Here is an 8369-nt window from a genome sequence, read left to right on the forward strand (position 1 = left end):
AGATCCTCGACCCCTTGCACCGTCAACGGGTACATGGGGAATAAGCGGCGAATGAGGCGGATAGACGGTGCATCCCACGAGCCCTCACCCATCGGGTTGAGCCATGCGCAGTGCGCGAAATGATCACGCACACGCTCGAGATAGTCGATTCCGGGTCGTTCGTTGCGTTCGGTCCAATCGATCGCGCCGAAACGATCCGTCAGTTCTCCCGGATACATGTAAGCGTCGCCGACGAGAACCAGCCTTGTCTCCCGATCAAAATCCCTGAATAGCTCGGCAAGCGGGATCTTCTCGGAAAATGCCGCATTGCCGTAAACCCTTTCGTAGATGCAGTTGTGGAAGTACACGTGCTCGAAGCTCTTGAAATGCCGAGCCTGGTGGGCGGCCGAAAAAAGCGTGTCGACCAGATGCTTGAATGGCCACATGGAACCACCGACATCCATCGCCAAAAGCAGGCCAAGCCGGTTTTCGCGCGGCGGTTTGAAGACCAGCTCGAGCTCTCCGCCCTCGCGGGCCGTGCGATCGATTGTGTCGTCAAGGTCGAGTTCGTCAGCCGGTCCCGTTCGCTCGAGGGCACGCAGCTTCGTCAGCGCGACACTCAACTGCCGGGTGTCGAGAACCCGGTCTTTTCGATGCTCCTGGTACCGCCGTTCGGCCGCCACCTGGACCGCAGTGCCGGCCCCATGGTCACCGCCCACCCGTATCCCGCCGGGATGGCCGCCAGAGTGGCCAAAGGCCGAGGTCCCGCCAGTGCCGACCCAGAAATCACCCCCGTCGTGACGTTCACTCTGCTGCTGCAGTCTTCTCTCGAACTCGGCGCGGAGTCCCTCAACGTCGACCGCGTCCATCACCTTCAACCACTCAGGGTCGATGGTCGGCGGGGACACCGTGTTTGCGAGCCAATCCCAGACCGCCCGGTCGATCTCCGACAGTTCTGCCTCTATGCCCTTGAAATGAGCCGCGAAGCACAGGTCGAAGTCGTCCAGCTCGGCCTCGTCCTTGACCAAGATCCCGCGGGCAAGCGAGTAGAAACCCATCAGCGACGAGCCGTGCAGCCCCCTTGCAAGCCCTTCCATCACGGTGAGCCACTGTTGCGGCGTGACCTTCAACCCGTGAGCGCGGAGGCGGTAAAAGAAGGGCAAGAGGACCCCGGTGTGGCCCGGTTGGGAAGAAGTCGTTTCAGGCATCTTCCTGGGGCCACCTCGCAGAGGAACCCGCCATCGCTTTGCCGACGGCCTCGACGTCCTCCTCCTTCTTGATCAGTGCACCGAGGAACGGAATCTCCTGTGCCAGCAGCCCGGGCTGTACGCCCGCCGCAATCAGCGCTCCGATCCAGTCGACAAGCTCTGAGGTGGACGGTCGTTTTCGTAATCCCTTCACCTTGCGCAGCCAATAGAAGCGTGCCAGGCACTGCTCGAGGAGCTTCTTCTCGATTTCCGGATGATGAACCCGCACGATGCGGGTCATGAGTTCCTCGTCCGGGAACTCGATGAAGTGAAAGATGCACCGCCGCAGGAATGGGTCCGGCAACTCCTTCTCCGCGTTCGAGGTAATCACAACAATCGGACGCCGGCTGGCGCGGTGTCTGTCGCCGGTCTCGATCACGGTGAACTCCATGACGTCCAGCTCGTGCAGGAGATCGTTGGGGAACTCGAGGTCGGCCTTGTCGATCTCGTCGATCAACAAAACCACCTGCTGATCCGCCGTCAACGCACGACCGAGAGGTCCGAGCTGAATGTATTGGCGGATGTCGGAGACATCGTGATCACCGAACCGGCTGTCCTGCAGCCGTTTGACCGTGTCATACACGTACAGCCCGTCCGCCGCCTTGGAGGTGGATTTGACGTTCCAGGGAATCAGCTCCAGCCCAAAATCTTCGGCGACCGCCGTCGCCAGCAGAGTCTTGCCTGTGCCCGGTTCGCCTCGAACCAGCAACGGTCGTTCGATCGCCGCCGCTACGTTGACCGCGTGACGGAGTTCCGGCGACGTGATGTAACTGTCCGTTCCCGAAAAACGACTGAAGCTCTCGCTCATGAACGGCTCCCTCGAGGAATTCAGTCGTCATCATACTGGAAGATACCTGCGAGGCTGTTATGGTGACGTCATGGACTCCAAAGAGACAACGAGCCGTGTCGCCAGGGTCGAGCTTTTTCACGTCGCCATCCCCCTGCCAGCTACCTTTCGACCGGCCTGGATTCCGGGCATGCCGTCGAACGAAAACCGGTTCACGCTGGTCAGAATCACGACCGAAGACGGTGTCGAAGGTTACAGTGCCGGACCGTCCATCGGCCGGGAGCGCGCAGGGCTCGGCGATCTGCTTGGACCCTACCTCCTCGGTGAGGACGCCTGCGATATAACCCTCATCCAGCAGCGCCTGCGCGAAATCGGGTATCTCGGATGGCGAAACTGGTGGGTCGAGCCCGCGTTCTGGGACATCCGTGGAAAGCTCGCCGGCAAGCCGGTCTGCGAGATGCTGGGCGGCTCGCCTTGCACCGTCCGCCTCTACGCCTCGACCGGCGAGGTCAAGGATCCTGCGGCGCGAATTCAGGAAATCGAGGCGCGGTACGCGGAAGGCTTCCGAACGGTAAAGCTCAGGGTCCACGAACACGACGAGAAGGAAGACATCCGCCACGTGGTCGAGACGACCAAAGCGGTGGGTAATCGAATGAATATCGCGGTCGACGCCAACCAGGGCTGGCGAGTCACGATCGTCGGAGACTCGCCCCTCTGGGACCTGGAGCGCGCGAAGAGGTTTGCAGACACGTGTGCAGACCAGGGTGTCGCGTGGATCGAGGAGCCACTGCCGATGGATAGCTACGACGACCTAACCCGGCTCACCGATTACAGCGCCGTGCCGATTGCAGGCGGGGAACTTCACAGCTCCGGCCTGCCTGAAATCAGGATGATGATCGAGCGCCGGTGTTACGACATCTTTCAGCCCGACGCCGTCTTCGCCGGCGGCATCGCTCAGACGGCGGAGATCATCCGGGAGGTGCGGGAGCACGGTCTCGCCTACTCGCCTCACACCTGGACCAACGGCATCGGTTTCGCGGTCAATCTGCAACTCTTTGCCGCCAGCGGCTTCACCGGTGAGCGAGAGCTCGAATACCCGCTGGCACCCCCGGGTTGGACGGTCGAGGCGCGCGACGGCATCCTGGAGGAACCGTTCCACCACGACCAGGGAACTCTCGAAACACCGAAATCACCAGGTCTCGGCATCACGATCGATCGCAAGGCTCTCGGCCGCTGGGGCACACGCTTTTTCGTCATGGACCGTAAGCGCCTGATCTGGTTTTCGCTCAGACACCGTGGCATCAAGGCATCGAAGGAGATCGACCGGGAACGGCGTCGACGGATTGCCCGGTCGACACCCTGATCCTCAAAACGGAGGTCCCCCAGGATGAGCTCTGGAAAACATACGGGCACGTCAGCCGCTGGTGGTTCTGTCGGCGTCAACGCCATGCTTTCGTTGACATTCGGGCTTGCACTCGTCGCAACGTCTATCTCGGCCTCCGCTCAGACGCCGAACCCTTATCGAACGGACGAGGAGAGAGGACTGCTCAAGAACCTACCGGGCGCGTACGAGGGTTATACGATCGTCGCGCCACTGCGATCGACATCCACATACCTGATCGACATGGACGGGGAGATTGTCCATGAATGGCGAAGCTCGTACACGCCGACCTTTGGCATGTACCTCCTCGCCAACGGACACCTGTTGCGGGCAGCCCGTGATCCCAACAATCTCTCCTTCGATCTCGGGGGTTACGGGGGCATAGTCCAGGAGATCGGTTTGGATGGAACCATTGCCTGGGAATACCGGTACTCCAGCCGTCAGCAGATCCAACATCACGACATCGAGCTCCTCCCGAACGGAAACATCATCCTCCTCGCATGGGAAAGAAAGACTGCTCGAGAAGCTCTGATGGCTGGCCGGGATCAGGAGATGATCACCGGCCTGGGCCTCTGGTCAGAACATCTGGTCGAGATCCGGCCGACGCGGCCGGAAGGCGGCGAGATCGTCTGGGAATGGCACGTGTGGGACCATATGGTTCAGAACCGTGACCCGCGACTCAGCCGCTATGGCAAGGTCGAGGATCACCCGGAACTCGTGGACATAAACGGAGATGTCGGACATCGTCGCGAGTCGGCCGACGAAATAGCCCGGTTGAGAGCGCTTGGCTACATCGCCGATTCGAATCCGGATCAGGATCCACGAAGAAGATCCGACAAACAGAAAGCAGACTGGAATCATGCGAACTCGGTGTCCTTCAATCCCCAACTCGACCTTCTCGCCCTGAGTGTCCTCCGATTCGATGAGATCTGGCTCATCGATCACGGCACGACGACCTCGGAAGCGGCACGGCACACCGGAGGGAAGGCGGGTCGAGGTGGTGACCTCATCTTCCGATGGGGCAATCCCCAGGTCTACCGAGGAGCTCGATTCGCCGATCGCCAGAACCTGTTCGGCCAACACGATGTGAGCTGGATTCAGCCCGGCTTCCCAGGCGCAGGTAACCTGATGGTGTTCAACAACGGTCGCGGGCGAACGAACGGCAATTACTCGTCGGTTGACGAGATACGACTGCCTCGAAACCTCACCCAGTCTGCCGAATCGGAGGCAGCTTTGAATCCCGACGACTCGGGACGCGTCTGGTCATTCTCCGGATCCGCCGCCGATCGGTTCTACTCGGCCCACATCTCTGGTGCCCAGCGGCTGGCAAACGGGAACACCCTCGTGTGCGTCGGAGAATTCGGGCGAATCTTCGAAGTGACTTTCAAAGGCAAGGTCGTCTGGGACTATCGCAGTCCATTCATGGGCGACTATTCGGGAAAACCGAGCCCACCATGGGCGCGGTCAACAACCCCGGGCTCATCGGCAGAAGAAACCCGCTATGGACTGGCGCGTGCCATGCGGATTTCTCCGACCCACCCTGGAATCATCAGACTGTTGCGCGCCTCGAAAAAATGACCCTCTGTAACAGACTGTGTTCTCGAGGGTAGTCTCTTCGTGGGCGAAACACGATGATGACCTTCGAGCAGCTCTACACCACGCACTTCTCAGACGTCTACCGGTTTGCCGTCTGGCTCACCCGCGATACCACCGAGGCTGAAGACGTGACCTCGGAAACCTTCATCAGAGCCTGGGCGAAACGCGACCGCTTGCGCACCGAGACCCTCAAGGGCTACCTCTTTACCATCGCGCGGAACATCTCCATCAAACGCGGGCGCTCGGTCAGCAAGAGTGAACAGCTCCCCAACGAGGTAGTTGACCTCGCACCGGACCCGCACCGAACTGTCTCCGCCCGTATGGACCTCGACCTCGTAACACGCGCTGTGGCGGTGATGGCGACGCCGGATCGGCTCGCCCTTATCTTGAGAACGGAGCATGAGCTCCCGTATGAAGAAATTGCGAGAATTCTCGAAATATCGACGGGTGCCGCCCGGGTCAGGGTCCACCGCGCCCGCCGGAAGCTGCTCGCAGCAGCCATGAACCGAAATGGAGGTGAAGCATGACGGTTTCACGTGACGTGATATTGGATCTCCTGCCCCTGTATCTGTCCGGAGAGGCCAGTGCCGACTCGATGGCCCTGGTCAAGGAGCACCTCGACGATGACAGCGAACTCGCGAGCCTGGCCGAAAAGTGGGAACGTTCGCTACCAAATTCGCCGCCGGTACCTGTCAGCCCCGATGCCGAGGCCCTCGCCTACGGGGAGGCGAAACGACAGATGGTGAATCGCATGATCACTTTGGCGGCAGTCGTCGCTATCGGAACCCTCATCATGGGCGGTGCCGCTCTTGCGGGGGCCATGTTCCTGTTGGCACGATGAGGGCCTGCTCAGGCGCAGCGGCCCACGTACCGTTGAAGCACCGGTTCCCACCCGGTTTCGTACCCTTGGCGAGTCTGAAGCGCTCGCTCGCCGAGGGCTTCCCATCCCCGGTGCTCGAGCTCGACAATAGTGCCTCCCGGCACCTGACGAAATCTCAGCTCGACCTCCTGGGCTGTCGAGACCTCGCGGCCGGGATGCCAGGAGAAGGCTACCCTCTCCGGCGGGCACCATGCGGTCACCGTGCCCCACAGGTGAACCGATCCGTCGCCGTGGATCTCGTAGATCCTTCCCTCCTCGCGACCTTCGAAAAAGCAGGACTCGGCATCTGCCTCGCCGATGGAATGGGTCGCCAGCGGCCACCAGCTGTCGATCTCCTCGGTGAACAGGCGGAATGCCTCGCGTGGGTTGCAGCCGACCTCGACGGATTTCCGCACCGGCGGAATTGTGAGTTCATCGCTCATCTCGACTTCCAGATTACTCATCGACTGCCGAATCAAACGCCGATAACACCTCACCCCAGAATTTCTCGAGGTAGCGACGAAGCGGCTCGAGACCACCTGGATCGACCGAGTGAAAACTCCGTGTTCCCTGTCGTCGCTCCCGAACCAGTCCCGCCTCCTTGAGGACCTTGAGGTGCTGGGACACTGCCGGGCGGCTTACAGGCAGGCCGGAGGCCAGGTCCCCGACCGATCGCGGACCCGATCGGAGTCGCTCGAAGATCTCGCGACGCGTCGGATCAACCAGGGCCTTCAGAAGGTGTTCGTGAGATACCACTATCGGTAAGTTTATACTTACTATTGAATAATGCAATATCGGCGGTTTCTTTCGCGAGGATCGACTGACTGCCGCAGGCCGTCGTCCGCCGCTCGAAACACGATATAGAATCTATGGAAACCGGACCGGCAGATTCCGGCCGAATTGGAGTGAGCCGCTGTGACGATTACCGCCGACATCGAGGATCTTTCAGTCGCGGACTTCATGATGCTGCTGGCCCAGGGCCAGAAGACGGGCCGGATGACCGTGGTGAGCGGGCGCAATCGCCTCACGCTCGCCTTTCGGAACGGCGACATTGTCTACGCCTCCTCCACCGGGACGCGAGAAACTGTGGGTGCGATGCTCGTGCACCGCGACCTGATCAGCGAGAAGCAGCTCGACGAGGCGCTTACTCGACAGAACGAACAGGAAGGACCTACGCTCCTGGGTCAGATTCTCATGGAGATGGACGCGGTCACCCCCGAAGAATTGAATCGAATCGTGTTCCTCCAGTTCCAGAACGTCATGCGAGATGCACTGAGCTGGAAACAGGGTGTCGGGACCTACGAGCCGATGGAGATTCCTGATCTCGGCCAGGTCAGGGTGGATCCGCACGAGGTCATGCTCGAGACCGGTTTTCGCGCCGAGCAGGTTCTTCTCGGTGGCGCGGCCGAACATGACAAGGCGATTCAAAAGGACTCGGCGGCCGGCGAGTCCACAGGAGTACGGTCCGTCCTCGAAGGCCTGAAAGAGCAGTCTCTCATCGTCACGTCCGAAATGGCCGCGGTCATTCTCGACTACGCAGCCAGGCTGGTGAAGCGTGCGATTCTCTTCCTCGTCTGCCCGGACTCTTTCAGCGTCGTCGGGGGATTCGACGACGAAGATCGAAATTCAGCGCTGTCGATGGCGGCAGGCCATCGTATCGAACGTCAGGAGACCGAGGATTCGGTCATATCGTGGGTCATCGACGAAGCGCGCAGCTATCGCGGCCGCCTCAAGCACGGAGAGGCCAACAAAGCGCTCGTCGAAATGCTCGGCGACCTGATCCCCACTGAAGTCATCGTCATTCCGTTTGTTGTCGATGGCAAGGTCGCCGCGGTGCTCTACGGTGACAACGGTTCCGAGAAGAACGCGATCGGCAACAGTGGCGAGCTCGAACGCGTGGTTGCCCGTGTTGCTCGTGAAATGGCGAACCCGATCCGAGACCGGGACTGAATGGCGATCACACCCGAGGTGACCCAGAACACATTCAGAGTCCTCGAAGCGGGATAACGTTCCGTCGAGGATCTCGTGAAGATCGCGATAGCATTTTCGTTGGTTGCGTGGTCGGCTTTCGGAGCCGGCATATCCGGTGCTGGCGCAGGAGAAATGTCCAACGAACCCCTGCGGCCACAGATTGTGGTCAGCGACTCCAGTTCGGGATGTCCATCGGTCGCCGGGTCCTTCGTCGCAGTCCTGGATCCCGGTAACGGCATGCTGCTCCTGTCAGCAGCACCATTCCCCGGTGGACATGTCGCGGGCGACGCCCGAGGATCTTCGATGAATATCCGCGTCTCGAACGCCGAGTGGTCGCTCGATAGCGTCGGTTCGAGCCGGGGGCAGGCACCAATATGGGCGGCTCGGTATCCGTTCCTGGCGCTCAGCGGGCGCGGTTGCGTCGGTTTCGAAAGGCAGCACTGGTCGTCTGAGGGTGATCTCGTCACGTACCTACGATGGCTGGTGGAGGACGTCTATCTGTCTCTTCCGGCGGAAGAGAGGCAGCGCCGGCCGGATTTTCGGCTTGCC

At 60.7% G+C, this 8369-nt stretch carries 10 protein-coding genes; 6 read left to right on the forward strand and 4 right to left on the reverse strand.

Annotation, left to right across the window (positions count from 1 at the left end):
* Both LJE93_12240 and LJE93_12245 read right to left on the reverse strand, forming a co-directional pair.
* The coding region (locus LJE93_12240; protein MCG6949672.1) for a VWA domain-containing protein at positions 1-1187 on the reverse strand (1187 nt) is incomplete at its 3' end.
* Positions 1180-2034, reverse strand: a complete 855-nt coding sequence (locus LJE93_12245; protein ID MCG6949673.1) for a MoxR family ATPase — start codon at positions 2032-2034, stop codon at positions 1180-1182. The genes LJE93_12240 and LJE93_12245, both read right to left, overlap by 8 nt.
* Before the next feature lie 70 nt (positions 2035-2104).
* Between LJE93_12245 and LJE93_12250 the strand changes: the two genes are divergently transcribed.
* Genes LJE93_12250 through LJE93_12265 form a run of 4 tightly spaced genes read left to right on the forward strand, consistent with a single transcriptional unit; the run spans position 2105 to position 5831 of the window.
* Positions 2105-3376 (forward strand): mandelate racemase/muconate lactonizing enzyme family protein, encoded by a 1272-nt coding sequence (locus tag LJE93_12250; protein ID MCG6949674.1) that lies wholly within the window; start codon positions 2105-2107, stop codon positions 3374-3376.
* Between the two features lie 24 nt (positions 3377-3400).
* Entirely contained in the window at positions 3401-4972 is a 1572-nt protein-coding gene (locus tag LJE93_12255) for an aryl-sulfate sulfotransferase (GenBank protein ID MCG6949675.1), read from the forward strand.
* Positions 4973-5025: 53 nt separating this feature from the next.
* Entirely contained in the window at positions 5026-5517 is a 492-nt protein-coding gene (locus tag LJE93_12260) for an RNA polymerase sigma factor (GenBank protein MCG6949676.1), read from the forward strand.
* Positions 5514-5831 carry a zf-HC2 domain-containing protein gene (locus LJE93_12265; GenBank protein MCG6949677.1) on the forward strand — a complete coding sequence of 106 codons (318 nt, stop codon included), beginning with the start codon at positions 5514-5516 and terminating at the stop codon, positions 5829-5831. Before LJE93_12260 ends, LJE93_12265 begins: the two co-directional genes overlap by 4 nt.
* Before the next feature lie 8 nt (positions 5832-5839).
* Here LJE93_12265 and LJE93_12270 read toward each other — a convergent pair whose 3' ends face one another.
* Together LJE93_12270 and LJE93_12275 are read right to left on the reverse strand one after the other, a co-directional pair.
* Positions 5840-6292: an SRPBCC family protein gene (locus tag LJE93_12270; GenBank protein ID MCG6949678.1), complete on the reverse strand. Its 453-nt coding sequence runs from the start codon at positions 6290-6292 to the stop codon at positions 5840-5842.
* Between the two features lie 13 nt (positions 6293-6305).
* The gene (locus LJE93_12275; protein MCG6949679.1) at positions 6306-6605 is read right to left on the reverse strand and encodes a metalloregulator ArsR/SmtB family transcription factor; all 300 of its coding nucleotides are present in this window, start codon (positions 6603-6605) and stop codon (positions 6306-6308) included.
* Positions 6606-6764: 159 nt separating this feature from the next.
* On the opposite strand from LJE93_12275, the gene LJE93_12280 reads away from it, so the two are divergent.
* Complete coding sequence (locus LJE93_12280) at positions 6765-7799, forward strand: DUF4388 domain-containing protein (GenBank protein ID MCG6949680.1); 1035 nt, start codon at positions 6765-6767, stop codon at positions 7797-7799.
* A 75-nt stretch (positions 7800-7874) separates the two neighbouring features.
* A partial coding sequence (locus tag LJE93_12285) for a hypothetical protein (protein ID MCG6949681.1) occupies positions 7875-8369 on the forward strand: 495 nt, incomplete at its 3' end.

It is taken from the genome of Acidobacteriota bacterium (genome assembly GCA_022340665.1).
In the GTDB taxonomy this organism is placed as follows: Bacteria; Acidobacteriota; Thermoanaerobaculia; order Thermoanaerobaculales; family Sulfomarinibacteraceae; genus Sulfomarinibacter.